Source organism: Luminiphilus sp. nBUS_16, from assembly GCF_051201645.1.
Lineage (GTDB): Bacteria > Pseudomonadota > Gammaproteobacteria > Pseudomonadales > Halieaceae > Luminiphilus.
The window spans coordinates 2,131,702-2,158,422 of the sequence record NZ_CP179205.1; the positions used below are offsets into that span (position 1 = coordinate 2,131,702).

General features: G+C 52.4%; 26 protein-coding genes. 14 read left to right on the forward strand and 12 right to left on the reverse strand.

Translation table 11 applies throughout. From position 1 onward, the window contains the following. Positions 1 to 41 precede the first annotated feature (41 nt). Together ACMAY6_RS09470 and ACMAY6_RS09475 are read right to left on the reverse strand one after the other, a co-directional pair. Positions 42 to 1,262: a cytochrome P450 gene (locus tag ACMAY6_RS09470; RefSeq protein WP_435211294.1), complete on the reverse strand. Its 1,221-nt coding sequence runs from the start codon at positions 1,260 to 1,262 to the stop codon at positions 42 to 44. Between the two features lie 4 nt (positions 1,263 to 1,266). Continuing rightward, positions 1,267 to 2,274: an MDR family NADP-dependent oxidoreductase gene (locus ACMAY6_RS09475; RefSeq protein WP_435211295.1), complete on the reverse strand. Its 1,008-nt coding sequence runs from the start codon at positions 2,272 to 2,274 to the stop codon at positions 1,267 to 1,269. A 380-nt stretch (positions 2,275 to 2,654) separates the two neighbouring features. Between ACMAY6_RS09475 and ACMAY6_RS09480 the strand changes: the two genes are divergently transcribed. Further along, entirely contained in the window at positions 2,655 to 3,062 is a 408-nt protein-coding gene (locus tag ACMAY6_RS09480; protein WP_435211297.1) for a GFA family protein, read from the forward strand. Between the two features lie 219 nt (positions 3,063 to 3,281). Beyond that, positions 3,282 to 4,037 (forward strand): SDR family NAD(P)-dependent oxidoreductase, encoded by a 756-nt coding sequence (locus tag ACMAY6_RS09485; RefSeq protein ID WP_435211299.1) that lies wholly within the window; start codon positions 3,282 to 3,284, stop codon positions 4,035 to 4,037. A 117-nt stretch (positions 4,038 to 4,154) separates the two neighbouring features. On the opposite strand, the gene ACMAY6_RS09490 is transcribed toward ACMAY6_RS09485, so the two are convergent. Then, the gene (locus ACMAY6_RS09490; RefSeq protein ID WP_435211301.1) at positions 4,155 to 4,532 is read right to left on the reverse strand and encodes a Rieske (2Fe-2S) protein; all 378 of its coding nucleotides are present in this window, start codon (positions 4,530 to 4,532) and stop codon (positions 4,155 to 4,157) included. Positions 4,533 to 4,617: 85 nt separating this feature from the next. Between ACMAY6_RS09490 and ACMAY6_RS09495 the strand changes: the two genes are divergently transcribed. Beyond that, the gene (locus tag ACMAY6_RS09495) at positions 4,618 to 5,619 is read left to right on the forward strand and encodes an NADP-dependent oxidoreductase (RefSeq protein WP_435211303.1); all 1,002 of its coding nucleotides are present in this window, start codon (positions 4,618 to 4,620) and stop codon (positions 5,617 to 5,619) included. Positions 5,620 to 5,652: 33 nt separating this feature from the next. Here ACMAY6_RS09495 and ACMAY6_RS09500 read toward each other — a convergent pair whose 3' ends face one another. Next, positions 5,653 to 6,858, reverse strand: a complete 1,206-nt coding sequence (locus tag ACMAY6_RS09500; protein ID WP_435211305.1) for an aromatic ring-hydroxylating oxygenase subunit alpha — start codon at positions 6,856 to 6,858, stop codon at positions 5,653 to 5,655. Positions 6,859 to 7,079: 221 nt separating this feature from the next. Here ACMAY6_RS09500 and ACMAY6_RS09505 point away from each other — a divergent pair, with 221 nt between their 5' ends. Then, positions 7,080 to 7,865 (forward strand): SDR family oxidoreductase, encoded by a 786-nt coding sequence (locus tag ACMAY6_RS09505; RefSeq protein ID WP_435211306.1) that lies wholly within the window; start codon positions 7,080 to 7,082, stop codon positions 7,863 to 7,865. Between the two features lie 32 nt (positions 7,866 to 7,897). On the opposite strand, the gene ACMAY6_RS09510 is transcribed toward ACMAY6_RS09505, so the two are convergent. From ACMAY6_RS09510 to ACMAY6_RS09525, 4 genes are all read right to left on the reverse strand, one after another. Continuing rightward, complete coding sequence (locus tag ACMAY6_RS09510) at positions 7,898 to 8,299, reverse strand: nuclear transport factor 2 family protein (RefSeq protein WP_435211308.1); 402 nt, start codon at positions 8,297 to 8,299, stop codon at positions 7,898 to 7,900. A gap of 79 nt (positions 8,300 to 8,378) precedes the next feature. Then, entirely contained in the window at positions 8,379 to 9,143 is a 765-nt protein-coding gene (locus ACMAY6_RS09515; protein ID WP_435211310.1) for an SDR family NAD(P)-dependent oxidoreductase, read from the reverse strand. 44 nt (positions 9,144 to 9,187) lie between these two features. Beyond that, entirely contained in the window at positions 9,188 to 10,003 is an 816-nt protein-coding gene (locus ACMAY6_RS09520; protein WP_435211312.1) for an SDR family NAD(P)-dependent oxidoreductase, read from the reverse strand. A gap of 97 nt (positions 10,004 to 10,100) precedes the next feature. Continuing rightward, positions 10,101 to 10,808 carry a TetR/AcrR family transcriptional regulator gene (locus ACMAY6_RS09525; protein ID WP_435211314.1) on the reverse strand — a complete coding sequence of 236 codons (708 nt, stop codon included), beginning with the start codon at positions 10,806 to 10,808 and terminating at the stop codon, positions 10,101 to 10,103. 335 nt (positions 10,809 to 11,143) lie between these two features. Between ACMAY6_RS09525 and ACMAY6_RS09530 the strand changes: the two genes are divergently transcribed. From ACMAY6_RS09530 to ACMAY6_RS09550, 5 genes are read left to right on the forward strand one after another with little or no spacing between them, the layout of a single operon-like run. Continuing rightward, positions 11,144 to 11,575, forward strand: a complete 432-nt coding sequence (locus ACMAY6_RS09530) for a Zn-ribbon domain-containing OB-fold protein (RefSeq protein WP_435211316.1) — start codon at positions 11,144 to 11,146, stop codon at positions 11,573 to 11,575. Next, entirely contained in the window at positions 11,572 to 12,717 is a 1,146-nt protein-coding gene (locus tag ACMAY6_RS09535; protein WP_435211318.1) for a thiolase family protein, read from the forward strand. The genes ACMAY6_RS09530 and ACMAY6_RS09535 overlap by 4 nt, the downstream gene beginning before the upstream one ends. A 37-nt stretch (positions 12,718 to 12,754) precedes the next feature. Further along, positions 12,755 to 14,137, forward strand: coding sequence for an aromatic ring-hydroxylating oxygenase subunit alpha (locus ACMAY6_RS09540; RefSeq protein ID WP_435211320.1), 1,383 nt, complete (start codon positions 12,755 to 12,757; stop codon positions 14,135 to 14,137). Positions 14,138 to 14,147: 10 nt separating this feature from the next. Further along, positions 14,148 to 14,957: a ThuA domain-containing protein gene (locus ACMAY6_RS09545; protein ID WP_435211322.1), complete on the forward strand. Its 810-nt coding sequence runs from the start codon at positions 14,148 to 14,150 to the stop codon at positions 14,955 to 14,957. After that, positions 14,941 to 16,878, forward strand: coding sequence for a DUF3604 domain-containing protein (locus tag ACMAY6_RS09550; RefSeq protein WP_435211324.1), 1,938 nt, complete (start codon positions 14,941 to 14,943; stop codon positions 16,876 to 16,878). Before ACMAY6_RS09545 ends, ACMAY6_RS09550 begins: the two co-directional genes overlap by 17 nt. A gap of 190 nt (positions 16,879 to 17,068) precedes the next feature. On the opposite strand, the gene ACMAY6_RS09555 is transcribed toward ACMAY6_RS09550, so the two are convergent. The 3 genes from ACMAY6_RS09555 to ACMAY6_RS09565 all read right to left on the reverse strand — a co-directional run bounded on the left by ACMAY6_RS09555 (position 17,069) and on the right by ACMAY6_RS09565 (position 19,332). Further along, a complete protein-coding gene (locus ACMAY6_RS09555; RefSeq protein ID WP_435211325.1) occupies positions 17,069 to 17,476 on the reverse strand; it encodes a nuclear transport factor 2 family protein in 408 nt (135 codons plus the stop codon). A 13-nt stretch (positions 17,477 to 17,489) separates the two neighbouring features. After that, positions 17,490 to 18,713, reverse strand: coding sequence for an acyl-CoA dehydrogenase family protein (locus ACMAY6_RS09560; protein WP_435211327.1), 1,224 nt, complete (start codon positions 18,711 to 18,713; stop codon positions 17,490 to 17,492). Between the two features lie 289 nt (positions 18,714 to 19,002). Next, on the reverse strand, positions 19,003 to 19,332 hold the full coding sequence (locus tag ACMAY6_RS09565) for a 2Fe-2S iron-sulfur cluster-binding protein (protein WP_435211329.1): 330 nt from the start codon (positions 19,330 to 19,332) through the stop codon (positions 19,003 to 19,005). Between the two features lie 283 nt (positions 19,333 to 19,615). Here ACMAY6_RS09565 and ACMAY6_RS09570 point away from each other — a divergent pair, with 283 nt between their 5' ends. From ACMAY6_RS09570 to ACMAY6_RS09585, 4 genes are read left to right on the forward strand one after another with little or no spacing between them, the layout of a single operon-like run. Further along, positions 19,616 to 21,205: an AMP-binding protein gene (locus ACMAY6_RS09570; protein ID WP_435211331.1), complete on the forward strand. Its 1,590-nt coding sequence runs from the start codon at positions 19,616 to 19,618 to the stop codon at positions 21,203 to 21,205. Between the two features lie 45 nt (positions 21,206 to 21,250). Next, a complete protein-coding gene (locus ACMAY6_RS09575) occupies positions 21,251 to 22,438 on the forward strand; it encodes an acyl-CoA dehydrogenase family protein (RefSeq protein ID WP_435211333.1) in 1,188 nt (395 codons plus the stop codon). 27 nt (positions 22,439 to 22,465) lie between these two features. Next, positions 22,466 to 23,542: an acyl-CoA dehydrogenase family protein gene (locus ACMAY6_RS09580; protein ID WP_435211334.1), complete on the forward strand. Its 1,077-nt coding sequence runs from the start codon at positions 22,466 to 22,468 to the stop codon at positions 23,540 to 23,542. Positions 23,543 to 23,598: 56 nt separating this feature from the next. Continuing rightward, the gene (locus ACMAY6_RS09585; protein ID WP_435211336.1) at positions 23,599 to 24,360 is read left to right on the forward strand and encodes an SDR family NAD(P)-dependent oxidoreductase; all 762 of its coding nucleotides are present in this window, start codon (positions 23,599 to 23,601) and stop codon (positions 24,358 to 24,360) included. A gap of 56 nt (positions 24,361 to 24,416) precedes the next feature. Here the strand turns inward: ACMAY6_RS09585 and ACMAY6_RS09590 are convergent, their stop codons facing one another. Next, positions 24,417 to 25,754, reverse strand: a complete 1,338-nt coding sequence (locus ACMAY6_RS09590; RefSeq protein WP_435211338.1) for an aromatic ring-hydroxylating oxygenase subunit alpha — start codon at positions 25,752 to 25,754, stop codon at positions 24,417 to 24,419. A gap of 133 nt (positions 25,755 to 25,887) precedes the next feature. Here ACMAY6_RS09590 and ACMAY6_RS09595 point away from each other — a divergent pair, with 133 nt between their 5' ends. Next, complete coding sequence (locus ACMAY6_RS09595; protein WP_435211340.1) at positions 25,888 to 26,685, forward strand: ThuA domain-containing protein; 798 nt, start codon at positions 25,888 to 25,890, stop codon at positions 26,683 to 26,685. Positions 26,686 to 26,721 lie beyond the last annotated feature (36 nt).

Consider the following 26,721-nt stretch of genomic DNA (forward strand, 5'->3'; position numbering starts at 1 on the left):
CACTCCCTCCTCGGGATCGTCGACGGTGCTTTACGAAGGGCCTACGGGGTGGTGGTCCACTGAAGATCAACCGGCAAGGCATCAAGTCCCATTGTTGTGCCACCGTGACCGATAATTTTTCGGTCTTCGCTCAATGAGACTGAACTCACCCTTTGACAAAACTCCTCAAGCACCACCCTGACTTCAAGTTTCGCAAGGTGTAACCCTATACATTTGTGTGCGCCGGCGCCGAAGGCGTGATGCCGATTTTGTTCCCCGCGACTCCGGTCAGTGTCGAAGGTGTCCGGTGCCCCAAATACTCGAGGATCCCTAGAAGTAATCGCACTGGGAATCACCACGTTATCACCGGCCTTAATCAGCACCCCCGCAACTTCGGTATCTTGTTCGCAAATGCGATTTAAACTGATAAACGCATTCAGTCGCAGAAACTCGTCAACCGAAGCAGTGACCTTTTCGGGATTTTGGTGCAACTGGGCGTACTGGTCGGGGTTACGAGCCAGCTGAAGAATGGTGAACGACAGCATGGAAGCAACGGTATCGATGCCGGCCAGAAACAGTAGATAAGCAATGCCCTGCACTTCCTCTGCGGTTAGACGCTCCCCCTCTACCTCAGCGGCCAGCAGCAAATCAACAATATCTCCCGAACCCGGCCGCTTTTGGTGTTGCTCCACAACCTGCTGCAGGTGCAGTGCTATCTGCTGCCCACAGGCAAGCCGTTCTTCTAGGGAAGGCGCTCGGTAAAAACCGGTTTCCCACTCGTAAAACTGCGGCAACATAGTCGCCTCCAACCCCATCTGCTCGGCAAACACCCGAGTCGGAATTGGTTTCGCTATGTCTCCCAAAAAATCAATTTTTTCGTTGTTCATGACGGCGTCCAGCACAGCACAAGCTTGCGCGCGAACACCCGACTCCATTTTTTTAACGACGTCTGGCTGAAACACTGGCAGCAGCAAACGCCGATAACGTCGATGCTCATCGGGCCCGCTTTCTAGGGGAATCAATCGCGGGCGCTGTTCATAGTTAGCGGGAACACCGATGGGGAACGATCCAAAATTTTTAGCATCGCAAAGCACCGTGTGGGCCAAGCTATGCGTAAAGACAACCCAGTGCCCACCGTTGTGGGGTGTGTAAGCCAAAGGCCGCTGTTCTTGTGCCAACCAAGCCAACATACACGCCTGAGGGTCCCCAGCGAGACCAGGGTCAGCAACAATGTCAATGTCACATCGAAGGTTCTCCGGCACATCTCTCCAATTCGTCGGCATATTGCTAACCCTCTAATAAGACTAAGCATTTACCCCGAGAGACACCGCCCATCATGTCGCAAAAAGCGGTGGGGGTCTGCTCAATGCCTCGATAACACTGGTCAAATGTTTTTAGCTCACCCGATCTCAACAACCGCTCCAAGGCCTCAATCACAGCGGGAAATTCATCGGTATAATCTGAAAACATAAAGCCTTCCATACGAGCTCGCTTAGTGATGAGCTCCCAAGTATGCGTCACCGGCTCTACCTCTGCCTCGTATTGCGATATCGCGCCGCACAACACTAGCCGCGCACCCTCCTGCAACTGCTGCATTACGGTGTTTAGAACTGAGCCGCCCACATTGTCAAAAAACAGATCAACTCCACTGGGTGCCGCGTCGGCCAAAGCCCGCGCGAGATCAGGCTGCGCTTCTCTTGAGATTGCGAGGTCATAACCCACCGTCTCAGTGAGCCATTGCGCCTTCTCTGCCGAACTCACCAAACCGATCGTGCGGCAACCAGCAGCTTTTGCCAACTGTCCCACAATGGTGCCCACAGCACCGCCTGCCGCACTGACCACAACGACGTCTCCCGGCTTTGGCTGGCCGATGTGATTCAAGCCAAGCCACGCGGTCATCCCGGTCGGACCCAAGGTCGACATGTACTCTGACAGCGCCAGATCATCAGCTGCCACCAGAGGTGAGCACAGATCTGAACCGTCCAATAAACTCATCTCCTCCCAAGCTGTCCTTGCGTTGACTAGGGTTCCTACCGCGTAATCTGGATGCCTAGACTCAATAACCTCACCCAAGACTATGCTTTGCACTGGCTCATTTAACTGCATACCGGTCAAATAGTTGTCTCCTGCCCCTGCCGACATCCATTGCCGGAAACCTGCATCAAGGGAAAAGACCCGGTTTTTAATCAAAAACCACCCCTCAGGGACCTCTGGACGAGGCACATCAACCACTTCAAAGTCGTCTGGCCTGACAGCACCATCGGGGTGCCTGGCTAAATTAACTGCTCGCGGCATATTCGGTCTCCTTGGAGTTACAAGCTTCACAGCTGAGCGGCCTGAGAATATCGCACAGAGAAAATCCAATAACAAACAGATTTGAATGTTTGTATTTTTTGGCCACAAAAAGCCCTGACACAGCACTGCAAAAAGATGGCCATCTAACGCTGCGCTGCTGGACATACACGAGCGGCAAAAAAGTGATCGATTGACCATGAAAACTTTTGGTTTGATTGTAATCAGACGCTACTCAATGCACAGTTGTCACGCCGCAGTCCTACACACAGCGGCGACGCGCAGGCGGCAGCGATAACCGAACGTGGAGTTATTTTTGGCGAGGTTCATGATCTGCGCTATTGGGCCGGGGATTTCAGACCACTAAATTTTAGGAGACCAAAATGGCTAGCGGTGGGTGTTTATGTGGAGACATTACTTATGAATACGACCATGAACAATCTCGTGCAGCATTGCATTGTCACTGTCGCGACTGTCAGAAAGTCACGGGCTCCGGCAAAGCTACCATTGTGCTCTTTCCAGAGGACGCCGTGCACATTAGCGGCACCTTCAAACAATATGGCAGCCTTGGCTCTGACGGGTCCCACGTTAATCGCGGCTTTTGCTCTCGCTGCGGCAGCCAGATGTTTACACATATTGACGAAATGCCCGGGCTCATTTTTGTCAAAGCTGGCACTCTAGATGATTCTTCGTGGGTACAAGCCTCACTCAACTGTTGGGAGTCGACCGCATCCCTATGGTCACCGGCAGACAGTGAACTTCCCGGCGCTGAAAAAAACCCAAACCTTTGACCCGCTTTTATATAACTCGCTCCCGCTGAGCGCAAAAAAACCGGCTCTTCAGCAGCAAACGCTGTGGGTTAACCGACAAGCTCGTAGCACTGTAGGATCGCTCACAGAGCATAGCCATTGGAGCGAGCAGTTGGGCACTACCGCTGTGTTAGCAAGCGTGTCATCGTTAATCAAACCTTGGGGGCAGGGAAAGAAAAACATGTGTAGGGGAGAGTCACCATGTATGAAGAATTGAAAGGTAAAGTTGCCGTCGTTACTGGAGGTGGCGCAGGTATCGGTCTGGCATGTGCAACAAGACTCGCAGAAGCTGGGGTAGCCGTGGGCATTGCAGATATCGATGGCGCTGCCGCGGAAGACGCCGCTAAGAGCCTGACCTCCAGGGGCCATCGCTGTCTGTCTGTGGTAACCGATGTCAGCCAGGCAGACCAGGTGAATCACTTATTTAAGATAACCAGCGAGACTTTCGGCGCCATAACTATCGCTGTCAATAATGCGGGGGTTGGCTCGCCACTCACACCGCTGGGCGACACGGAGGAGTCTGACTTTGATCGAATCATGGCTGTTAACTTAAAAGGCGTATGGCTATGTATGAGAGAGGCCCTACGCCACATGAGTCCGTCAAAGAAGGGATCTATTATCAACATGGCCTCTGCGCTGAGCACCACTACATTTCCAGGCAGCAGTCTTTACACTGCGAGCAAGCACGGCGTCTCAGGGCTTACTCGAAGCGCTGCCGTCGAGTATGGCGATAGTGGGATCCGTATCAATGCTATCTGCCCCGGCTTTATTTCAACGCCGTTGCTGCACAGTACGGTTACCGAGGAAGCTGCTCAAGCGATGGCGGCAAGACATCCCATGAACAGACTGGGCACACCATCAGAGATCGCCGATGCGGTAGCATTCTTGGCATCAGACGCCTCGTCTTTTGTCACCGGCAGCCTATTCTCTGTTGATGGTGGATGGACTGCGAGCTAAGTCAAAAGTCGTCCCCATGATCCAAGCTGTGACCCAAAAGCTCACCGCTAGGCTTTACTACCCAAGGGCGTTTTGTGCTGAGAAAATGAAATCAGGGCGCTGCTGTATCAAGTCGCGTTAACTGACCTTCACCGCAACCATGCCATCATCAACCAGCACGTCGAAAGTTTTTAAAGGCACCCGGGTCAATTGTCCCACGGGCTCTCCGGTACGAAGATTAAAGCGCACGCCATGCAAGGGGCAAGACACATGCCCTCGACGAATACGCCCACCTGCCAGAGGGGCTTGTTGGTGCGTGCAGCGATTCTCAACAGCAAATACCTCGCCATCAGCATGACAAAGCAATACCTCGCAGCCATCGATCGTTACCACCTCACTGCTATTAGGTGCCAATGATTGAAGCTGCAGCACCGGTATGTAGTCTTCCATTGACTCAATACACCCCAAAAACTCAAGAAGCACAACGATAAGTAGCGAAAGCTTAAATAGCAACAAACAAACGTGCTTGCTTCTTTTGTGTAGCGAGGCTAGCGTAGCACCTCCTTAATTCTATATTTGGAGCAAACACGCCGTGCTACCGATGAAAAAGCAACAGTGGACCCTTAAAGCGCGCCCTCAAGGAGTGCCTGACCGAAGCGAAGTCGATATCGAAACACGCACTATTGACCATGTGCCAGACGAACATTTGCTCATTGAATGCCTCTATTTTTCTATGGACCCCGCAATCAGAGGATGGATGTCAGAAGTTCCTAACTATTTACCCCCTATCCCTATCGGGGACTCCGTGCGTTCATCGGTCGTTGGCAAGGTATTGCAGAGCGAAGCAGACGGCTTCGCTGCCGGTGACCTTGTGGTCGGAACGGGTGGCTGGGAAACTCATGGCGTGGTGCCTGCGGCCTACTTCTCTGTCATACCCCCAGACAGCCCCTTTCCTGCTCACTACTATCTAAGCGCTCTGGGCGCTGTTGGCCTGACACCCTACTTTGGCCTGTTACGAGCCGGCAAAGCGGCTGCAGGGCAAACGTTGCTGATGAGTGCGGCAGCGGGAGCCGTGGGGTCAATTGGCGGGCAAATTGGCAAAATTCTGGGACAGCGCGTTGTCGGCATAGCTGGCAGCGATGAGAAATGCCAATGGGTGACTGACGAGCTGGGCTTTGATGACTGCATCAACTACAAAACCTGCGGTGATATGGAGCAAGCGATTCGAAAAGCTTGCCCTGAGGGGGTGGACCTGTTTTTCGATAACGTCGGCGGCGAGATATTGGATGCCGCGCTGATGAACCTGAATAAAGATGCCACTATTGTCTTCTGTGGCAGCATTAGCAATTACAACGCTACCGAACCCGTCCCTGGGCCCTACAACTGGTGGCAGGTGCTGGCTAGAAGTGTGACCGTTCAGGGCTACCTTATCAGCGACTATCTCGCCGACTTTCCCGAAGGACAGGCACAAATCTCCGAGTGGATTAACTCAGGACAGCTTAAGTTTAAGGAGCATATCGTCGACGGCTTTGAAAACACTCTTGACGCCTACAATTTGCTTTTTGAAGGTAAGAATGACGGAAAATTGATGGTCAAGGTCTAGCCGTTTGGGGGAGTAAACCTCCCCCCGATTTTTTTAAAGACTGGGAAGTTCACCCTCACCGCCCTCGGCGTAATATTGAATACACCGATGGGCAAACTGGTTACCACTTTCGTTTTTGCCAAAAATTACATCTGCCAAGTGGCCCGACTGCAACCCTCGCTGCACTTGCAAACCCACCTGATAATCTTCCTCGTCTACAACCTGCATAAGCCAATCGGCCATTTGCTCCAAAGCTGCATTTTCCTCTGCATCCTTCGGCTTCGTATGATGAATAAAGTGCAGCACTGTTGTATTTTCCAGAGGCCCAGGGCCAGGAATCAGCTGCGCAATTTGGGTAATCTCAGGAGCCACGAAGATCGACACATTTGGGAAAAATAGGCGGATAAAATCGTAACCATCGTTTTCATGCTGCCAAAGCTCATCCACAGGGATGTCTTTTAATTTTTCAATCGTCTTGGCTGGATAGCCCACCAGCATATGTGGTCCATAAGCCTCAAACGCCATGATGTTGGTATAGGTTCTAGGCGCAATCGTTTCCGGATGCGCAGCTTGGAAGTGATAACCCTCCAAATAACCATCAAGGGCAACCTTCCAGTTGGCACCATGAATCACCCGCTGGCCAACATAGTGCCAATCCTCAAAATGCTTCTCTCCAACGTCGCTCATCATCTCGCCGAGAAAACCGCGAATATCACACTCCGACGTAGGATCGAGAACAGCAAAGATGAGCCCACCCTCCTCGTGGCAGGGAAAGGCGACGAGGTCTCGGTCACCTCGACAATCTTCACCAAACTTAACCATGTCGGCGACACCTCTCAGGCGACCATCACCGCCATAGGTCCAGGCATGATAGGGACAGCTGAATGTCTTTTTATTGCCTGATGGTCTGGATTCGAGAATCATTCCCCGATGACTGCACACGTTCATCAGAACCTTGGCGGAGCCATCGGCTTGCCGGCAGATCAGCAAAGGCGTGCCTAAAATATCGAGAGTTTTGAAGTCTCCCTTTTCGGGAATTTCATGTGAGAGTCCCACTAAAATTGGCAGACTCTTGAAGACCCCATCCATTTCTTTTTGCCAAACATCTGCGTCGGTGTACTGCGTCGCAGGAACCCGCAGTGTATCGGCTGCATAGTCGGTGGTCCCATTGGCGACGTGATCGCGCAATCGGGCTGCCATCTGATTATAAAGTGCGTGCCTTTCCATTGCCGACTCCCGACTCATTCCGAAGTTATTCATCGAACGGTGTCCCGGCGTGCCAACTACACTCCGCCACCGTTTACTTATGTGCCTGAGGCTAGAAGTGCCTCCATAAAAAGTCAAGCATGCTTGCTTTTTTCTTGTTGCTTAAATACCCTGCGCTTGGGTTGCTCATTACTGGTAAGTAATGCAGCGACTATCCATGTAATACCAGTGCGCAGCAAGCCAATCCGGCTACCAGCGCAGGCAGGGGCGGATTTATGGGCGACAAACTCGCTGGGAAAGTGGCGTTGATCACGGGCGGAACGAACGGCATCGGTAAGGCTGCTGTGGAGCGCTTCATGGCTGAAGGCGCCTCGGGTGTCGTGTTTACTGGCAACAACGCCGAAGCCGGTGGTGCTATTTCTGCAGCAACAGGCGCTGAGTTTATTCGTCACGCCGTCCAAGATATTCCTGGCTGGTCAGCGGTAAAGGAAGTCGTTAAAAACAAGTTTGGTCGCCTCGACATCGCGTTCGCCAACGCCGGCACCAACGCGGGGGATAGCAACATCGAAGATGTAACGCCGGAGGCCTGGCAAAATCTGATCGATATCAACCTGACTGGCCCCATGATGACGATTAAGGCCGCCGCAGAGCTGATGCGCGGTAACCCCGAGGGACCAGGTGGCTCTATTATTCTCAATAGCTCGATCAACGGTATTTTAGCGCTGGCGGGCGACGTCACTTATTCGACGACTAAAGGTGCTATGCGTTTACTGGCAAAGTCGAGCGCCGTCCATCTCGCCAAAGAAAACACCAACATTCGGGTCAACACCATTCACCCCGGCGTTATCGGAACACCGCTTATCGAGGGCGCCATTAACGGCGCTCCCGATCCGTCAGCCGCTCGGTCCATGCTCGAGGGCATCGCGCCCATGGGCCGTCTAGGTCAAATGGAAGAGGTCGTAAACCTTTTGATTTACTTGGGCTCCGATGACTCGCGCTTCATGACCGGCTCTGAGCTAGTGATTGACGGGGGGTCTACCGCCGGCCTGCCCGGCGTTTAGGTTACAGAGAGCGCGGACACCAACTGCCAGACCTATTCCCCATGCAACACTCGAAAGCGACGTAGTGAAAATTTCCACTCCCCGTTCTCACGGATGCATTCATCTTCGTACTCACCTCTTGGCTCAATTTGAGTGCCGTCCTGCATAACGGCAACTTCACTGGTGTAGCTGCGCATGACCGCATGGTCCCCTTCAATGGAGATGAACCCCGGTTGTGCCATCATATTGACGAAAGGAAAAAGCTGCATGGCGTCCAACCATGCCGCAACAATGTTATCCCGGCCGGTGATGCCGGACATCTCCAGATGAGGCAACTCCCAGACCGCGTTTTCCGCCCAGGTATTTCCCCAAATTGCAGCATCGCGTTGGTTCACGCCATCGCAGTAGCGCTCTAATAGAGCGCGAATTTCTAGATGATCCTCAAAATCTTTCATTGGCTCTCCAAATAATTACAACGGCAACCCCCGCCGCTGCCGCCAAAAACGCCGGCAAGGGACCTAGACAAGCCATCCTTCATTGGTTGATCAAGCCACCATCAACCACCAATTGTGTTCCAGTGATGTAAGCCGACAGATCGCTCGCCAAAAACAACGCCGCGTCACCAATTGTCTTTGGAGCCCCCATATAACCCATCGGAATTACCGACACTAAGGAATCGTATTCATCCGTATTTTCTGATGAGGCTTGCACATTCATATTGGTCGCAATCATGCCGGGATGGATCGTATTACAGCGTATCCCTTCAGCAGCGGTCTCCGCCGCCACCGCCTTTGTAAAGCCGAGAACGCCACCTTTACTCGCTGCGTAAGCACTGACACCGATCACGCCCACCAATGCCGCTACCGACGACATGTTGATAATAGATCCCTTCGTGCCAGTTTCTCTCATCATCGCAACGGCGGATTGCGTACCTAAAAACAAGCTAGTCATATTCACCACCATCTGGCGGTTATAGTCTTCGAGCGTAATGTCTTCTAACTTTTTGAGGACCGCGATACCCGCGTTGTTAACAAGCGTATCAAGGCGCCCGTGATTGTCCCTGATACGGCCCATGGTAGCCTGCCAACCCTCGGGGTCTGTGACATCCTGTCGCCAAGCCGTCGCTGAGCCTCCCGCTGCGTTAATGCTTTCAGCGGTGGCATTGGCACCATCAAGGTCGACATCAGTCGCAATAACGGTGGCACCCTCGGCACCAAAACAATGTGCTATCGCATGCCCTAGCCCTGGATTTGAAGCTGCACCTGTTACCAGACAAACTTTGCCGCTTAGTAATCCCATGATGAACTCTCCCTTATCTTAAAGATTATTAGTTACTGAAAAATCTAGTCTGGCGCAGGGATCTCGCCCGCCGCTATCATCGCCTCTTCCAGTTCGTGAGCACGAGGATTGCGACGCAAGCATAAGCCGCCATTTACCTGTAGATTTTCCCCTGTCATGAAGCAGTCATCGCTGGCCAAGAACAGCGCCGCTGCGGCAATATCATCTGAGGTGCCATAGCGTTCCAAGGGGTAACACTGTGCGAAAGCTTTCGCCAAAGCTGGGCTTTGCAGTGCGTCGGCGGTCATCGGCGTATCAGTAAGCCCCGGTGAAATCGTGTTGGCCCTAATACCCTTAGTGCCAAACTCATTAGCGACAGTGCGAATGACGTGATCAATACCCGCCTTGGTTCCCATGTAGGCTGCGTGATTATCCAACATGATCTTTGCAGTAGCGGAGGAAATTTGAATAATACAGCCCTGCTCCTGACGTGACATGACCTCAACCAAGCGCTGCAACCAGATGAACGGACCTTTGAACTGAAGGTCAACCATACGATCGAGCTCCTCTTCAGAAGTCTCACAAAACCCGTTGAGTAGCCCCCAACCGGTGGCATTTATCGCCACATCAATGGCGCCATGACGCTCCTGAACTTCTTTCACCATATGGCCAATGGAAGCACGGTCGCAAAAATCACAAGGGACCCAATCACCATCGATAGATGTCGCTAGGTCGGCGAGAACGTCAGTGCGACGACCAGATACCACGACCTTTGCGCCCGTCTCGGCAAAACGACGGGCCATAACCTGCCCCATGTTGCCCGGGGACCCTGCCCCAACAATTGAAACCACTTTTCCGGCACCAGAGAAACTTCCAAACATATGCACTCCGATTAATTACTGTGATGCATCAAAGAATACAAAAAGTTACTGCACTTTCCGAAGGACAGAGTCGACCTACCGTGGAACACCCACGACGTTATGACTCTAGCTTGTATATTGATACCAGCTGATCTGTTACCAAATCAATGATGCTCTCTGCCCGCTTCTTTCTTTTGCTGCACCGATAGGTGGTGGCCATGCCATGCATAGCAAAATGCACCAAATCATGAGCCGCTTGGAGAGACTTAACACCCCGCCATTGGGGGAAGACTGTTTTGGCCGTCAACAGAAATTGCTTTTCGAATTCTTTTTCAAACTCTTCGATAACCTCACCGAGCTCATCATCCGTGCGAGCTGCAGAAACCAGTTCCTGATAAGCGACAAAAGACGGCAGGTTATGATATTCCCAGGCTGCCTCCACTGACCGCCGCACATCGGCCCTAGTGATTTTTGTGGAGATGTTTTTCGCTCCCATCAACTGGCGATACTCCTCCAGTCGCCGCTCATGTAAAAAGGCGATGACGACTTTAATCACTTCAGCTCTCGCCGAGAAGTGATGCATCATTGCGCCCCTTGAAACGCCAGCCTCGGCAGCAATCATTGCAGTTGTCGTCTTGTTGTAGCCCTCGTTTACTAAGCACCGCACCGCCGCCTCGAGGATAGCCCTTCGCGTCAGCGCACTTTTCTCCGCTTGCCAACCGTCACCCACTCGCGCGCCATTTTGGGATGTGGGTTTTTTTTTCGCTGCCGAGACTTTGGCGCGCTTTGTTACGCTCAGGCTCGGGGAAGTTGTCATTTTGCTCATAATCGTTTTCGCAGGGCTTACCATTGGTGATGGTGCAGTAGTTTGAGAATCCTATAAAGCGCAGTGAAACGCAATAACTGGACGGAAAATAGCAAACAAACCTGCTTGCTTTTTTTTATCTCCGTTCCTAGTATCGCCACATAGGGGTTCTGTGGCAACCGACAGCGATAAGCCTCAGAGGCCAAGACACCCCATAAAGCCGCCATCAAAAAGATGCATAACAAGAATACTTGTGCCTAGCCAAAGTCGAAAGAGCAACAACCTGCGCCATCAACCAGCGCAAGGTGAAGACACAGACATTTGGGCGACGCTAAGCACTCAAAGGGAGTTCGAAAATGCTGCCGCAAAAACCACTCCACCCTGGCTTGTTCACTTGGCCAGACTCAGCGCCAGAATTATTGGGTAGCCGGTGCGTCGATTGCGGTGAGCATGCTTTTCCCAGTCAGTCTAGCTGTCGCGCTTGTAGCAGTGAGCATACGGAGATCGTAGGGCTGGGCAACAAGGGCACCCTCTGGACGTGGACGATACAAAGTTTTATGCCCAAAGCCCCATACCACACTGACGAAACCCCTGAAAGCTTCTGCCCCTACGGCGTCGGTTACATAGAGCTCGCCTGCGGCATCAAGGTTGAAAGTAGACTCCATGAAAATTCGACGGATACCTTGCGCATTGATCTTCCCATGAAGCTTGAGATCGTTCCTGTGCGTGATGATGGCGAGGGCAACCAACTGATGACCTTTCAATTTCGCAGCGCGGAGGCGTTATGACAGATGTAGCCATTGTTGGATTGGGATTACACCCCTTCGGCCGAAGCCCTGCCCTGTCGGGTCTAGAACAAGGCGCAATCGCAGCTAGAGCAGCCATCGCCGACGCAGGCACCAATTTTAAAGCGATGGAATTTGCCTTTGGCGGAAGTCAGGACGGTGGCAACGCAGATTCTCTAGTCAACCTGCTGGGCTTAACGGGCCTGCAATTTACCAACATCTGGAACGGCTGTGCCACCGGCGGCAGCTCTTTGAATGCCGCTTATTCGGCCATTAAGTCGGGCCAATATGATATGGGACTTGTGGTCGGTTTCGATAAGCATGCCCGCGGGGCGTTTAATCCCCAACCTAAAGACTGGGGGCTCGATGACTGGTACGGGGAAACCGGGCTGATGCTAACCACCCAGTATTTCGCCATGAAAATCCAGCGCTATATGCACGATTATGGTATCTCTCGCGAGACTCTAGTCCGGGTAGCAGAGAAAGCCTTTCGCAATGGCTCTATTACCCCAACAGCTTGGCGACAAACGGCGTTGACGACCGAAGACATTGAGCAGGCACCTATGGTTAGTGAACCCCTCAATAAATATATGTTCTGTTCGCCCGCCGAAGGCGGCTGTGCCCTCGTGCTGTGTCGCGCTGACATGGCTAAAAACTACACTAACAACCCGGTGCTGTTAAAAAGCGCGGTTGTTCGATCCAGGCATTATGGAAGTTTTGAAGTGTTCAGCCCATCCCAAGCACCTGCCGTTGCCCCCTCGCCTACGGTCACAGCATCCCGCGCAGCTTTCGAGTTTGCAGGTATCGGCCCTGACGATGTTGATGTCGCGCAGCTGCAGGACACCGAGGTAGGGGCGGAGATCATGCATCTCGCGGAAAACGGATTTTGTGAACATGGCGAGCAAGAGCAATGGCTGCGCGAGGGTGTCACCGAGATTGATGGCAGGCTACCGGTTAATACTGACGGCGGTTGTTTGGCTAATGGCGAGCCCGTCGGTGCCTCCGGGCTGCGACAGGTTTATGAAATTTGCCATCAGCTGCGAGGCACCGCGGGCAAACGGCAGGTTCCCAATGCGCCGAAAGTAGGTTACACCCATGTATATGGTGCCCCCGGTATTAGTGGGGTCAACATTCTGACAACCTAGAGGCTTGTCATAAAAACGGATTGATCAGGAGAGCTCTATGAACAAGGCAGAAGACAAAAAACAGGGCGATGGCGGCCGCTTTAAGGGCACAACGTTTCAGGATCTTCTAGATCAGGAAACAGTTGAAGTGCCAGAGTTCCTTCGAATTCAGAGCAACCCATCTATGGGCGACGAAGACTTGTCCGTAGATCGCTATATCAGCCAGGACTTTTTTGACCTCGAAAAGGAACGCATGTGGCCCAAAGTCTGGCAAATGGTGTGCCGTGAAGAGGATATCGCCGAGCCGGGTGATCATCACGTCTATAACATCATCGATGATAGCGTCATCATTACCCGGACCCCGTCTCATGCCATTCGAGGGTTTATAAACAGCTGCCTCCACCGGGGCCGCTGTCTGCGCGATGAATCTGGAACAGTTACCGAATTCCGTTGCCCTTTTCATGGCGCGACCTGGGACCTTGACGGGCAGTTTCAAGGGATTCCTTGTCAATGGGATTTTGATCATCTTGCTGATCGCGACATGGCGCTTCCCGAAGTAAAAACCGCCACCTGGGGTGGCTTTGTGTTTATCAACTTTGACCCTGATTGTGAGCCCCTCGAAAGCTATATGGAGGTTATGCCTGAACACTTTTCTCGCTATCCACTCGAAAAATATTTCAAAGGCGTGCACGTGCAGCGGGTTATGCAGTGCAACTGGAAGGTTGGCGCTGAAGCTTTTATGGAGTCTTGGCATACTCTCGAAACGCATCAACAAATTTTAACCTTCACCGGCGATGAAAACTCACAATATGACACCTTCGGCGCCAACGTCAGTCGCTCTGTCACCCCTATGGCCGTGCACAGCCCGCACTTAGAAAATATCTCTGACGAAGCCATTATTAGAGACATTCTCAAACTTTCGGGGCGCATGGCGCTAGATAGTGACGAAGGGGTAGAGATGCCCGAGGGAATATCAGCCCGTCGCTATGTTGCCGATATGAATCGGGAGATGTTTGAAGAAGCCTCTGGACAGGATCTGTCAGATGCCACAATGGCAGAGCTAGAGGATGCAATCCTCTACAGCTTGTTTCCGAACTTCCAAGTTTGGGTAGGTTACAACGGCAATATTGTTTACCGGTTTTTACCCAATGGGGATGACCCGCACAGCTGCATTTTTGATGTCATGATCCTTCTGCGCTATCCCGAGGGTGGCGAACGACCAGACCCAGCGGAGTGCGTCGTTATTCCCGAGGATCAGCCTTTTTCGTCGGTAGTCGAGTTGGGTGCGTTAGGCCCTGTTTTTGATCAGGACGATGCCAATTTGCCCGCAGTGCAACGAGGCATGAAGGCGTCCAAAAAAGGCACCGTTAGCTTAGCAAGCTACCAGGAGAGTCGAATACGACACCTTCACGCCACCCTCGATAACTATATTAAATCCTGAGGAGGTCTTCATGAGTGAAGCTCGAACAGCTGGCCGCATCAATGGCATTCTGGTGGCTAGCGGGTCTTGGCATGATATCGATTTCGCCCGTCTTGAACTGCTTAAACTCCTTGCCGAGTTCGATCGTGTTCGGATAAGAGTGTTTGAGGATTATGAAAATCTTGAGGCCCTTGCAGAAGCTGACTTTTTGGTGAGCTACACCTGCAACGTAGTGCCCTCCTTACCCGCTCAAGAAGCCCTTAAAACTTGGGTTCAGGAAGGTGGACGCTGGTATGCACTTCACGGCACTAATTCCATTATCCGACTGATGTCAGACGGTATATTTGAGACACCCGATTGGGCGCCACTTTTTGTCGATACTTTGGGCTCGATGTTCCGCTCGCATCCGCCCATTGAGCCTTACACGGTGACAGTTGCTGATACTGACCACCCGCTGGTGGCGGGCCTAGAGTCCTTTCAAGCCACTGATGAACAGTACTTGATGCAAACTTTTGGCGATCTCAAAGTACTCCTAGAAACTGAATATGGTGGCGACGCGCCGGGCTTTCGAGAGGATCATTGGGACAAGGCCAAACACCCTGTCTTCTACATCAAGGAACAAGGCAAAGGTGCCGTGTTGTATCTAACCCTTGGTCACTGCCGCCATCATTATGATATGCAGCCGCTAATGGACTACTGGCCCAACATCGAACGTTGCGCTTGGGATACACCTCAATTCTATGAACTGCTACGAAGAGGCCTGCAGTGGGCGATGGAACCGGTTGATCAGGCTAGCTTGGCCGCCGCCGAAGAGGCCCGCAAAAATGCGCCAGATATCTAAGTTTTTCTCAGGGTTTGCCACGTTAGAGTCGGTATCTCCGCGATTCTGCAAACAGCGTTTGTTATCCATTTGTATTACGCTGGCTTTTAGTGCCGCCACCACGACTCAGGTATTGGCATCAGCCTCTGGCTCAAATGCTAACGAAGTGGTTTATTCCACACCAGTGGCTACCGATGAGCGGCGACTGTTGTGGGGCGACACCCACCTGCACTCCAACGTCTCAGCAGATGCCTTTACTCTGGGCTCGCGACTGGGCCCTGACCAGGCCTATCGCTTTGCAATGGGGCTGCCAGTGACTAATGAGTTAGGACAAACTGCGCGACTCCATGCTCCCCTAGATTTTCTTGCGGTCACCGACCACGCGGAATATCACGGGGTTTTTCCGCTGCTCGAAAAACGCGACTCCCAACTAGATGGATGGCCATTAGGCCAGCAAATGGCCGACCTGCTACAGGACGGTAAAAATATTGAGTTAGCCAAATTATTTTCTGATGCGATCCAAAGTACCGAACCCGCACTGCGCACACCAAAACCGCTTGTTGAAAGTGCGTGGCATTCCAGCATTAAAGCCGCAGACGCGGCCTATACCCCGGGCGTATTCACAACATTAATCGGATACGAATGGACATCAATGGTCACCGGTGACAACTTACACCGCGTTGTGCTGTTTCGTGATAGCTGGGATCGCACTCGCCAGGTGATTCCCTTTTCGGCTCAGGACAGTACCGACCCAGAGGCACTCTGGTCAGCACTAGCAGACTACGAAATAACCACTGGCGGCCGGGCGATGGCGATTCCTCACAACGGCAATTTAAGTAATGGCCGCATGTTCTCTCCAATTCGCAACAACGGCGCAGCGCTTGATCGTGACTATGCCGAGCAAAGGCGCTATTGGGAGCCACTCTACGAGATGACCCAAGTGAAAGGGGATTCCGAAACGCACCCTGCCCTGTCTCCGGCTGACCCCTTCGCAGATTTTGAAACTTGGGACGACGGTAACATCACACTCACAACCCCAAAAGAACCCGACATGCTGCCCTTTGAATATGCGCGCTCAGCACTCGGGCTGGGTCTTGCTCACCGTGAGCGACTGGGTCTGAACCCCTTCGATTTTGGCATGATTGGCGCCAGCGATATCCACACCGCGCTCAGCACCACCGAAGAAGACAATTACTTTGGAAAGTTTATTCATGATGGCCCGGCTCCCGGTCGCAGCACCCTAAAGATGGCAGGCCAACTTCAACAAATATGGCGTATGGTCTCCTCGGGGCTGGCCGGGGTTTGGGCGGCCCAGAACACCCGCGAAGCGATATTTGATGCCATGCTTCGTAAGGAAGTTTACGCAACCACCGGCAGCCGAATTCGAGTGCGCTTTTTTGCCGGCTGGGAATTCGATGAATCCACGCTTCAGGACTCACAGTGGGCACTCAAAGGGTATGCACAGGGCGTTCCCATGGGCAGTCAGTTACGAGCTGCTCAGGACCCCAACCTTGCCCCTACCTTCATGATCAAAGCTCAAAAAGATCCGAACGCCGCTCACCTTGATCGTATTCAAATAGTTAAAGGCTGGCTGGACTCTGATGGCGAACACCAGGAAAAGGTTTACGACGTTGTCGCCTCGGGTAACCGCCCAAGAAACTCGGCTACCGGCCTATTCGAACCGGTGAAGGATACGACCAACCTATCAACAGCCAGCTACAGCAACACCGAGGGCTCGGCCCAGCTCGAAGGGTTATGGCGGGACCCAGATTTTGATGCGCAGCAAGCCGCCTTCTACTACGTGCGGGTGCTGGAGATCCCAACACCACGATGGACTACCTTTGATGCCATTCGCTTTGGAGAAAATCGAGTTGCTGAGGACACGGGCAAGCTTCAAGAGCGAGCTTACACCTCCGCCGTTTGGTATTACCCGAAGGATTAACCGCAACTGACAACACCGAATGGCTTCGCCGCATCGCGGTATGACTTCACCGCATAAGGAGCTGGTTGGTGCAGAGGGGAATTTACTGTGCCCGATGTGCCTGCTGCCACGACGACTCAGGCGCTCCCTCATAGCCCTCAAACCTCGGAAACAGACCGCACCTTTAGCACCGATGCGGCAAGCTCCCCCGTCACCCCCCTTGTTTGGCCTTAAACGCCTCATGTGCAGCTCTCAGCGGTGCCGCATCAAAATAGTAGGGCCTAATTTCACAAACCTTGCCATCGCGAAACCTGAACAGCTCACACAAATGCGCCGGCTCGAGACCATCAGCAAATTCAAAATGGAGAATTGTCACTACATAATCACCACCACTGGTGATTTCCGTGCGCACAACGTTAGTAACCTCAATCATGCCAAACACCTGAGCATAGAGGTCACGCAGTGCTGTGATGCCGGTAAAGGTGCCTGCCATAGGCGTATCTGCGGCCTCTACGATAAAAAAATCGTCGGTCAATAGGGTTTCACAAGTATCGAAATCCCCTACCGCTGAGCTTTCATACAATTGGTTTACGATGGCTATTTTTTCGTCGTTTGTCATATCTAATTCCCTGTCACTGATTGGAAAATCGCTCAATAATTTGTTTGCCCAACGCCATTTGGTGGACTTCGTCAGGACCATCTGCCTGGCGGCACCAACGCGCGTAATTAAAATTCTCAGCCATAGACCAGTCTTCGGTGAGACCGCCGGCGCCATGCATTTGCATACAACGATCAATTACCGTCTGAATAACGACGGGTACTGTTGTCTTGGTCGCTGCGATCATGGGAATTGAGGCTGTTACCCCCTGATTGTCGATCGCCCAGCAGGTTTTCTGAACCAATAAACGTGCCATCTCTATTTCAGAGAAGCACTTCGAAATATTCTCTCGGATCGACTGATGCTTGCTGAGCGGCCGACCGAAAGTCTGTCGCTCAGTAACTCTTTGACAGGCATTTTCCAAAGCCTGTTGCCCCGCCCCGATCAATCGCATGCAGTGATGCATTCGTCCCGGCGCCAAACGCGTCTGAGCAATTTCAAAACCACGACCCTCTCCCGCCAAAACATTTTCTAGCGGCACCCTCACTTCATCAAAAACGATTTCTGCATGACCCAAGGGCGCATCATCGTAACCCAGTGTCGTAAGCGGCCTGATGATGTTCACCCCGGGCGTGTCTTTGGGCACCAAAACTTGGCTTTGCTGAAGGTGACGATTGCTGTTCTCCGGATCACTTTTGCCCATCACGATGAGAATTTTGCAGCGCTCATAAAGGGCGCCGGTGATAAACCATTTCCTGCCATTTAGCACCCAGGAGTCGCCGTCTCTGCGAATACTCAGCTGTACATTGGTGGCGTCGCTGGAGGCAACTTGAGGCTCTGTCATAGCGTAGGAAGATCGGATTTCGCCAGCCAGTAAAGGGGTCAACCACTCGGCTTTCTGCGCCTCGGTGCCAAAGTTCATGAACACTTCCATGTTGCCCGTATCGGGAGCATTGCAGTTAAATACCTCCGCGGACCAAATGACGCGCCCCATCTCCTCTGCCAAAGGGGCGTATTCCAAAAAGTTAAGGCCACCCAGCTCGCTAAATTCAGCGTGATCCGGTGGCACAAACAAATTCCAAAGCCCCTGATCTCTCGCCTTACGCTTCAGCTCATCGATCAGCGGTAGCGCCGCAAAACGATTTTCTGCTGAGGCCAAAGCATGTCGATAAGCCACTTCATTAGGGAAAATAAATTCGGCCATAAACGCTTTTAGGCTCGCCAGTAAGGCTTCCGATTTTTCTGTCACTGTATGCATAGTCGTTTGATCGATCCTTGTCAGTACATTGCTTTTGGGCCGCCTGGGCGTGGGGTTTATCGACACCACAAGTAGGCTGCCATCCTACGTTTAATTTATTGCAACAGCGACGAAGTTTGTCGAGCGCGCCTCTTCCTATAGTCGTACACTCCTGCAGTCCCGACCGTAGTCTCCATGCTCAAGGTGCCGTTGGCGAACCAGTCTACCCTCTGCGAGCTGTAGTCAACTTAAAACCCACCCAAAACGGTACCCCTGTGGCGACCAGGGCAAGCAATGATCTTTGATTTGCTTACTCCTCAGGAGCTATTTCCAAGGTCAGACCGTTCATTTCAGGGGTCATGGCTATTTGGCAGCTCAGGCGCGAGCGTCCCTTATCAAAGTGATCTGAATATGCGAGCAATAAATCTTCAACTTGCTCACGGGGCGGCAAGCGCGACATCCATTCTTCGGAAACATAAACGTGACAGGTAGCGCAAGATGCGCAACCACCGCAGGCTGCCTCTACGTCCAGGTCGTTTTCAAAGAGCAGTTGCATCAAGGTATCCTGCCCAGCGCTTTGCGCTATGTCACTCGTCACACCCTCACGGGAAGTTACGGTGACTTGTGGTAAATCAGACATCGCTTAAACATCTCCTTGGTTTTCAATTCTGGCGCCAATGCCGGCGCCAAAACTCGACAGGCCTGCAGGCGCCCGCGCTGGCAAGGAGTAAACACTCTCGGCAACGCCCCGCGCAATTTCGATCAACAAGTGGCACAATGCCACCGATCGACAACACAAACAATCTTGTTTGTTTGCTTCGTACAGATTGAGATATCCTTAGGCGGGTGTTACATCGCTTGGGGAAGCGAATAGCAAAAACCAATGTGGCAATAATAATAGGTTACAGCGCGACAGGAGCTCCATGTCTCGGAACACATATCGTAATACGACGCTAGCTCGAGCAGCCCAGCAGCTGTATCAGGATTGCCCTAATGACATTGCTATACGCTTTGACGATGGCTCGTGCATAAGTTACGGAGAAGCATGGGAGTCCGGTGCGGCCTTGGCCTCGGCCTTACTCGCCCGAGGACTTAATCCCGGCGACACAGTAAGCTTTCAGCTTCCCAACAGCCGATTTGCCGTCATTGTCATGGTTGCCGCGGCTATTGGGGGATTCGTTATAAATCCCATCGTGCCGATATACCGAAATAAAGAGGTGGGTTACATCCTTCGCCATGCAGCAACGCAAGCCCTTTTCATTCCTGCGGAGCTGCGGGGCTTTAATTACGTAGCCATGATGGAACAGCTTATTAAAGACTGCCCCAACTTGCATCGGGTCATTTATTTAGGTGAAGCACAAGACCTACCCGATAACTTTGAAACCTTCGATCAGCTACTGGAATCCGGCAGAAATCAGCCCATAGAGCCCGCCCAAGCCGATCCAGATGAGACCAAAATACTGCTCTACACGTCGGGGACAACCGGTAACCCCAAGCAGGTACGTCACAGCCACAACACACTCAACGCCGCCCTTGATAACGGCGTCGACGGCTGGCAGCTAACAGACCAAGACCTCATGCTCATGCCCTCTCCAGTGACTCATATCACGGGCTACGTCAATGGTATGGAAATGCCCTTCTTTACACCCACAAAAACGCTGCTTATGTCCCAGTGGGACGTGAACAACGCCATCAAACTGATTGAAGCTTATGGCGCCACGGCTTGCGTTAGCGCGACGCCATTTCTCAAGGAGCTGGTGGATGCCTGCCAGCAACAGGGTAAAACCTTACCGGGCTTTCGGTTGTTTGCCTGCGGCGGCGCCTCAGTGCCTGCGGCCCTGATTCATTCAGCTTGGGATTCACTTGATGATTGCCGCGCCGTACGCGTTTACGGCTCAACCGAAGTTCCCTTGGTGACAGTGGGCTTTCTAGAAGCCGCTCAAAGAGATCTCGCCGCCGAGACAGACGGTCAGGTTGCCAACTACGACGTGATGATTGTGGATGACAACGGTACTGATGTGGGCTTAAACATCGATGGAGAAATTTTGGCCAAAGGGCCCGCGATGATGTTGGGCTATAGTGATGAAGAACAAAATCGTGAGGCCTTTACGCCATCGGGCTATTTTCGAACCGGAGATATCGGCCGTTTGCTCGCAACAGGCGCGCTCATTATTTCCGATCGAAAAAAGGACATCATTATCCGGGGCGGAGAAAATATAGCCGCTAGAGAAATTGAGGATACCCTATTGTTGTCTAACGCTATTGCAGAGGTCGCAATTGTTGCTGTACCCCACAGTCGCCTGGGTGAAGGCGTGGGTGCTTGTGTTGTGCCTGCGGCAGGATTTCAAGTAGACATGGACACCCTGCGTGAGATTCTGGCAACGAGTGGCTTAGCCAAACAGAAATGGCCACAGTATTTGGAGTTGCTTTCTGCGTTACCCAAAACAGCCTCAGGCAAAGTTCAAAAAGACAAATTGAGACAAAGCATCCGTCAGCAAGGGGTCAGCCTATGAGGCAACAACTTTTTTCTGCAGACGGCAAAAAAACGAGGCAGCTTCATGATCGATTATGAAAATTTCCGAAAGTCTGTCAGAGATTTTTTAGCAGAAGCCCTTACACCGGAATTGCGTCGAGCCGGCGAACTAACCACCTCCGTATTCTCAGATTTTAAGGCGGCGCTGGCTTGGCAGAAAAAACTGCACGCCCAAGGTTGGATAGCACCCGATTGGCCTTCCGAATTTGGAGGGCCCGGCTGGGACATCCAGCAGCGTTACATCTTTCAGGAAGAGTGCAAACTCGCCAATGCACCCAGTGTTGTGATGATGGGTATCCAAATGCTGGGCCCCATGCTGATGCATTACGGTACCGAGGAACAAAAGCAACATTACCTGCCAAGAATGCTGTCGGGGGAGGATATCTGGTGTCAGGGCTATTCGGAGCCCGGCGCGGGCTCCGACCTTGCATCGTTGAAAACCAGCGCCATTCGCGACGGCGACGACTTCATCGTTAACGGCACCAAAATATGGACCAGCATGGCGCATCATGCCAACCAAATTTTCTGTCTTGTGCGCACAGATAAAGACGTGAAACCCCAAGCGGGTATCAGCTTTCTGCTTATCGACCTTGAGACTGCCGGCATTACGATTACACCCATCGTTAGCCTCGACGGTCAGGTCGAGCAATGTCAGGTCTTCTTCGACGCCGTTAGGGTCCCCTGCGCAAACCTGTTGGGCGCCGAAAATGACGGATGGTCAGTGGCAAAGTCTTTGCTGGAATTTGAGCGCGGCGGACATAATTTCACCATTGATGTTAAAAAACAGCTACGCAAAATTCATGACCAGACCAAGCTCACGCCTTGGGGTGAAAAAACCCGCGCAGACGACCCCGTTTTTCGACATCGGCTCGCTGAGGCGGAAATAGACGCAATAGCGTTGGAACAAACTGAACTCAGAATCAAAGGGACTGTTGAGGCCGGTGGCAATCCGGGTGCACTGTCCTCTTTGGTTAAAGTTGTAGGCACTGAACTGGGACAGCGCCTCAATGAGCTAAGCATGGATTTAGTCGGGCCAGCTGCAAGCCCTCAGTGTTTAGATGCACTCGACCCCTATTATGAGGGTGATGCGCCAGTTCCAGATCACGCACTCACTGCCATGGCGGAATACATTAACAACAGGGCCGCCACCATCTACGGCGGCACTGCAGAGATACAGCGCACGATTATCGCCAAAAAGGTGTTGGGACTATGACCCGTCAAATTCAGATGAGGTTCAACCGTGACTGATGAACAAAAGATGTTGCAGGACAGTGCAGAGCGCTACCTCAGGGAAAATTATGAGTTCGCCAGCAGGCAGAACGCTCTAGACAGCGGGCACGCAATTGACCTCGATCGCTGGCAGGCCTTCTCTGACATGGGGTGGGCAGCGATGACTGCTCCTGAAGATGCTGACGGCTTTGGCTTCGGACTCGCTGATATCGCGCCGGTTATAGAATCATTCGGCTATTACCTTGTTCGCGAACCCTTGCTGGAATCTGCTGTGCTTGCCGGAGGCGTCATTGCGGCGGCATCCGAAACTGCCAAAGCACAATACCTTCCGGGAATCATTGACGGCTCCATAATTGCCACTATTCCTCAGAGAAACACCGCGCCATTGACCATACATACTGTCGATGGGGAAGACCGCCTGAGGGGAGACCTTCAATTTGTACCCTCCGGTGGCACTGCTAGCCACATTCTGGCGCCAACTAAGCACGGCAATCAAAACCACTGGGCGATAATTGATTTGTCTCAATCAGGGACTTCACGAGTGGTTTATCAAAGCCACGATGGACGGCAAGGCGCGCACATTTCTGTTGACCAGGCTTATGATGGGAGCTGTATTTTATTGTCGGGAGCTGACGCAGACGCAGCGACTGACGCACTTTATACCCGCGCCATGCTAGTAGCTGCCGCAGAAGGCGTCGGCGCTATGCAGGGCGCCTTAGATTCAACCGTCGAGTACACTCGACAGCGCGAGCAATTTGGTCAGCCCCTGTCGTCCTTTCAAGCACTGCAACACCGAATGGCAGATATGCTGATACAAACCGAATTAGCCCGCTCTCTGGTGCTCGCGGCCTGCCGGGCATGGGATACTCAGGCTGAAAATGCCTCAACACTGGCACTGGCAGCAAAAGCTAAAGTTGATTTAGCAGCGCGTAACGTGACCCAAGAAGCTATTCAAATGCATGGTGGGATCGCAACCACCAACGAGTATAAAGTAGGCCACTATTTCAAGCGTGTCGCCTTACTCGAAAGCTGGCCCCAACACCGTGATGCACTGATTGCAGAATTCATTCAGCGCCGAGAGGCGTAAGTCACGGCGAACTCAACCACTATTAATAACAAGTCAGCCCCAACAGGAGAAATACAATGGATCTAGAGCTCAACGGAAAAGTGGCCTTGATTACCGGTTCGACCAAAGGTATCGGTCGTGGAATTGCAGAGCGATTAGCTACGGAGGGCTGCCATGTCGGCATCTGTGCCCGTAATGAAGCAGAAGTAACAGCTGCCATCAGTGAACTCGAAGCCCACGGCGTTAAAGTCGCAGGCGCTGCCGTCGACGTCGCCAGTGCGGATTCCATGCAAGCTTGGGTGGACCACTGTGTCGCCACCCTGGGTGGCGTCGATATTTTTGTTTCCAACGTATCGGCTGGCGGTGCAGATGCTTCAGAAGACGGATGGCGTGCAAACTTTGAGGTCGACATGCTCGCTACGTGGCGCGGCGTCCAGCAGGTAACACCGTACCTAGAAAAGTCCGACGCGGGCAACATTGTCGTTATCTCGTCCACGGCGGCCCTGGAAGCCTTTGCAGGCGCTGTGCCCTACAGCGCAGTGAAAGCCGCCCTTCTCAACTACGCGGGCAACCTCGCTCAGGATATGGCGCCCAAAGGTATCCGAGTCAACTCGGTCAGCCCGGGACCCGTGTTTATTGATGGGGGAGCTTGGGACAACATTAAGCAGGCAATGCCCGAAATTTATGAAGGGACAGTCGCAGCTATTCCCATGGGTCGTATGGGCAGTGCCGCAGAAGTTGCCGATGCCGTGGCCTTCCTAGCAAGCCCGCGCTCAGGCTTCACAACTGGGACCAACATGGTGCTCGACGGCGGCTTTACCAAGCGTCTACAGTTCTAGGATCAACGCGGTGTGGATGCAGATCCACACCGCTCTGGCTTTGCTGAAACGTTTAGCTAGGGCGAAGCCATAAGATCGTTAAGGTGCTCGTGAAACGCTTGCACTCGCCGCTCTTGGTTTGGCATCCAAAACCCCTGAAACCCCGACGATGCCAAGCCCGCTTGCTGAGCCTTAGCAATACTCAAATCCTGATCTGCGGTAGTGCCAAGGGTTTGCTCCCCGTACGTAACATACTCATGTTCAGCATCAGTGACCGGCAAATCAGGCCCCCCTGCGGGTGATGGTGTCATCGTTTGGCCATCGACGCGGTTCACTAACCACCAGTGATCAAAATAACAGCGGTCCGCTTGTGTCGGATGCGGTCTCGGTCTCAGTAGCTGTACGCCATCAGGGCCTACTGTAATGACGTTATTGGGAAAAATGTTGTAGATCACATAATCAGTGAGCTGATAATTGGACCGATAAGCGTAATGTAAAAAACCCCGCTCAGCTCCCAACTCACGCTTGCACTTCTGTATCGAAATACGAAGATCACTCCATGTTTCCCTTCCTTGATAGTCATCACTATCAACTCCCCAAGCCTGAGCCATCGTCTTAAGCGGCTCGCCGATAAGTTCAGAACCATATTGCTGTGACGGCATAAAAGCAGGAAACCACCCTCGGTTATGGCCTCTGGGAAAAAGGTCAAATTGACAGTCTTGATAATCCGCCGCGATGTAAGGAATCAGCTCCGGATGAAGCACTTTAACGTGGTAAGCCTCGTTAAAATTATCCGTGATTATTTTCCAGTTAGACTCTGCGTCCGCAGTAATATCAAGCACCCGCACCATCGCTTCCATACGATGTGAGTCGAGCTCTCTTGTGATTTGCTCACCTAAAAACTCCTCTAATGGAACGGCCTTTACGTCGAGGTTGTACCAGATAAGGCCAAAGCGCTCACAGCATAAAACCTCATGCAGCCGCGCACGACCACAGGGACTCTCACGAAAATCCTCCTCGTCGGGCACCGCAACGACAGTGCCCTCCCAGTCGAATTGCCAGCCGTGATAAGGGCAGTGAAATCGCTCGACTGCACCCTCAGCAGCATCAGTAATTCGCGTACCGCGATGGGGACAGACGTTGAGAAATGCCTTGGCGCTGCCGTCGGCTTGCCGCACTAAAATGACCGACTCATGACCAATTTCAGTCGTCAGATAATCGCCGGGCTCCGTCATTTGATAGGACACTCCCCCAATGTTCCAAACCCTACGCCATACCTGCTCTAGCTCGCGCTGCAGATATTCATTAGAGGTGTAACGGTCCGCAGTGATAGAGTCGCCCCTGAGTGCAGGCTCAGCTTGCTTGGGCGGTCGATCGAGCTCTAGGGGCAATGTAATGGGCTCACGTGCGGTCATAAAGATCCCTTAATCAATACTGATAAAACAATACCATCAATGTAACGGTGACGTTTAAAAAGACAAGCCAAAGGCATCGACAATACCTAGGCACTACAGACACTTCTACGATAGTGAAAGGGACGCCAAAACCATGGGCATTATTAATTACCAGCCTGAACTCAGCGCGCTAGTCGCGACCAAGGGACACCCCTACCCGAAAGATGCTTTCAGCGAATGCTTAGATAGTCTGGCTGGCATTACCTGCACGGTGGTGGAACAGCCTGCCAGTCAGCAGTTTTTAGACCCTGCATTGGCCGCCCCCTATGACGTGTTGGTTTTTTACGATATGCCGGGCATTGATTTCAGCGAGCAGCCCCCGACAGCTACAAGGCCCCCAGAGCGCTTGCAAGAAAACATGAATCGACTTTTGGAGGCCGGTAAGGGCATGGTGTTTCTCCACCACGCTCTGGCTTCTTGGCCGATGTGGCCAGAGTTTGGAGAAATTATTGGTGGACGATTTTTCTACAACCCTCAAGACTGTCGAGGTCGGCCGGTGCTGGATTCAGGCTATCGCCATGAGGTGACGCACAACATCTCATTGGCCTCCCCTGATCACCCCGTTACTCACGGGCTGCCAGAAAATTTTCAATTAACCGATGAACTTTATTTATGCGAAATCTTTGATGACTCGGTACACCCTCTGCTCACTAGCAATTATCCGTTTATTCGGGAAAATTTTTATTCGGCTCATCACGCTGTGACAGGAAAAATGTACTGCAACGAGGACTGGTATCCACCCGAGGGGTCATCACTGGTAGGGTGGACTAGACATCACAAAAACAGCCGCATCGTTTACCTACAACCGGGAGACGGCGCCGAAACGCTTGGCGATGTCCATTATCGACTGCTGTTAGCAAACGCCATTCGCTGGGCCGCCAATAACGCCTAATGTGCTCCTAAAGCGTTACAGCAGCGCATCAAGCAA

Bases quoted from the DNA above. Each gene is read 5' to 3' on its own strand.
- ACMAY6_RS09495 (WP_435211303.1), top strand. From the start codon at position 4,618: ATGAAAAAGCAACAGTGGACCCTTAAAGCGCGCCCTCAAGGAGTGCCT.
- ACMAY6_RS09530 (WP_435211316.1), top strand. From the start codon at position 11,144: ATGCTGCCGCAAAAACCACTCCACCCTGGCTTGTTCACTTGGCCAGAC.
- ACMAY6_RS09540 (WP_435211320.1), top strand. From the start codon at position 12,755: ATGAACAAGGCAGAAGACAAAAAACAGGGCGATGGCGGCCGCTTTAAG.
- ACMAY6_RS09565 (WP_435211329.1), bottom strand. From the start codon at position 19,332: ATGTCTGATTTACCACAAGTCACCGTAACTTCCCGTGAGGGTGTGACG.
- ACMAY6_RS09525 (WP_435211314.1), bottom strand. From the start codon at position 10,808: ATGAGCAAAATGACAACTTCCCCGAGCCTGAGCGTAACAAAGCGCGCC.
- ACMAY6_RS09585 (WP_435211336.1), top strand. From the start codon at position 23,599: ATGGATCTAGAGCTCAACGGAAAAGTGGCCTTGATTACCGGTTCGACC.
- ACMAY6_RS09560 (WP_435211327.1), bottom strand. From the start codon at position 18,713: ATGCATACAGTGACAGAAAAATCGGAAGCCTTACTGGCGAGCCTAAAA.
- ACMAY6_RS09485 (WP_435211299.1), top strand. From the start codon at position 3,282: ATGTATGAAGAATTGAAAGGTAAAGTTGCCGTCGTTACTGGAGGTGGC.
- ACMAY6_RS09575 (WP_435211333.1), top strand. From the start codon at position 21,251: ATGATCGATTATGAAAATTTCCGAAAGTCTGTCAGAGATTTTTTAGCA.
- ACMAY6_RS09480 (WP_435211297.1), top strand. From the start codon at position 2,655: ATGGCTAGCGGTGGGTGTTTATGTGGAGACATTACTTATGAATACGAC.
- ACMAY6_RS09550 (WP_435211324.1), top strand. From the start codon at position 14,941: ATGCGCCAGATATCTAAGTTTTTCTCAGGGTTTGCCACGTTAGAGTCG.
- ACMAY6_RS09515 (WP_435211310.1), bottom strand. From the start codon at position 9,143: ATGGGATTACTAAGCGGCAAAGTTTGTCTGGTAACAGGTGCAGCTTCA.
- ACMAY6_RS09475 (WP_435211295.1), bottom strand. From the start codon at position 2,274: ATGCCGCGAGCAGTTAATTTAGCCAGGCACCCCGATGGTGCTGTCAGG.
- ACMAY6_RS09505 (WP_435211306.1), top strand. From the start codon at position 7,080: ATGGGCGACAAACTCGCTGGGAAAGTGGCGTTGATCACGGGCGGAACG.
- ACMAY6_RS09595 (WP_435211340.1), top strand. From the start codon at position 25,888: ATGGGCATTATTAATTACCAGCCTGAACTCAGCGCGCTAGTCGCGACC.
- ACMAY6_RS09520 (WP_435211312.1), bottom strand. From the start codon at position 10,003: ATGTTTGGAAGTTTCTCTGGTGCCGGAAAAGTGGTTTCAATTGTTGGG.
- ACMAY6_RS09500 (WP_435211305.1), bottom strand. From the start codon at position 6,858: ATGAATAACTTCGGAATGAGTCGGGAGTCGGCAATGGAAAGGCACGCA.
- ACMAY6_RS09555 (WP_435211325.1), bottom strand. From the start codon at position 17,476: ATGACAAACGACGAAAAAATAGCCATCGTAAACCAATTGTATGAAAGC.
- ACMAY6_RS09470 (WP_435211294.1), bottom strand. From the start codon at position 1,262: ATGCCGACGAATTGGAGAGATGTGCCGGAGAACCTTCGATGTGACATT.
- ACMAY6_RS09590 (WP_435211338.1), bottom strand. From the start codon at position 25,754: ATGACCGCACGTGAGCCCATTACATTGCCCCTAGAGCTCGATCGACCG.
- ACMAY6_RS09510 (WP_435211308.1), bottom strand. From the start codon at position 8,299: ATGAAAGATTTTGAGGATCATCTAGAAATTCGCGCTCTATTAGAGCGC.
- ACMAY6_RS09535 (WP_435211318.1), top strand. From the start codon at position 11,572: ATGACAGATGTAGCCATTGTTGGATTGGGATTACACCCCTTCGGCCGA.
- ACMAY6_RS09570 (WP_435211331.1), top strand. From the start codon at position 19,616: ATGTCTCGGAACACATATCGTAATACGACGCTAGCTCGAGCAGCCCAG.
- ACMAY6_RS09545 (WP_435211322.1), top strand. From the start codon at position 14,148: ATGAGTGAAGCTCGAACAGCTGGCCGCATCAATGGCATTCTGGTGGCT.